This is a genomic window from Methylobacterium sp. P3_A11, assembly GCF_056403155.1.
The window spans coordinates 1-829 of sequence record NZ_JBFUGA010000244.1; the positions used below are offsets into that span (position 1 = coordinate 1).

3 protein-coding genes are annotated in these 829 nt (G+C 55.0%); 2 read left to right on the forward strand and 1 reads right to left on the reverse strand.

From position 1 onward, the window contains the following. Positions 1-193: hypothetical protein (locus AC1DXK_RS31040; protein ID WP_477299716.1), on the forward strand; the 193-nt coding region annotated here is incomplete at its 5' end. Between the two features lie 14 nt (positions 194-207). After that, positions 208-357, forward strand: coding sequence for a hypothetical protein (locus tag AC1DXK_RS31045; protein WP_477299715.1), 150 nt, complete (start codon positions 208-210; stop codon positions 355-357). Positions 358-419: 62 nt separating this feature from the next. On the opposite strand, the gene AC1DXK_RS31050 is transcribed toward AC1DXK_RS31045, so the two are convergent. Then, positions 420-829, reverse strand: a 410-nt coding sequence (locus AC1DXK_RS31050; RefSeq protein ID WP_477299714.1) for a site-specific integrase, incomplete at its 5' end; no start/stop codon positions are given.

Here is an 829-nt window from a genome sequence, read left to right on the forward strand (position 1 = left end):
GGCAAGAACTTGTCGTCTGATGAGGTTGTTGCGAAGCTGTCACGCTCCGATGGAAAATATTCGTACTTACAGCCAAATGAAACGCCCTACGATGGCGTGTCTGCAACTCGGTATTCAACTCAGGTTAGATCCGGTTTATTCATACAAAAACTCCTTGCTGGCGCTCCCAAATGTGCAATATGTGGCGGTCTGATTCCGAGCCAATCAATGTCTGTCGATCACATCGATAGACGCGAGGATGGGGGATTAGCTACTCAGGCAAATTCTCAGATCACACACCCATATTGCAATACGGGCTACAAGGAATCGTCAGCTTATCGAGAGCGTTCCAGCGCAATAGATGGCAACGTCGTATGAGCGGACATACAGTTTGTCCTGTGCTTACCCTATCATCGCGGGAACGCAGGATCATGCACTCATCATGATCCATTCCCTGTCTTGGTGCTGTAGCGAGGGAACCGACTCATAGCCTCGGCCAGCATCTTGAGGGTCGGTGTTTCATATCGCCGGCCCACTGACGCGACCCGATGGCCGGTGATTGCGTCACGTAGGCGTTCTTCAATGCCGGCTCCTAGTGCGCGCGTCTTCCACGTGTGCCGCCAGCCGTGATTTGGATCGACACCGGGATCAAGCTTGACGGTCTCGCGCACCCATTTGCCGACTTGTCGCCCCTGAATTTCCGCTTGAGGAGCCACCGATCCCTCCCGGCGCCGTTTGGGGTTGTAGAACAGGGGACCGGGCACAGACGCTTCCACGAACGCCAGGAAGCCTTGTTCAATCAGGTGGGCATGGATGGGGACGGTTCGGGCTTCGCCAGTCTTCGTCACCC

Coding starts and splice junctions, on each gene's coding strand:
- AC1DXK_RS31045 (WP_477299715.1), top strand. CDS start 208: ATGTCTGTCGATCACATCGATAGACGCGAGGATGGGGGATTAGCTACT.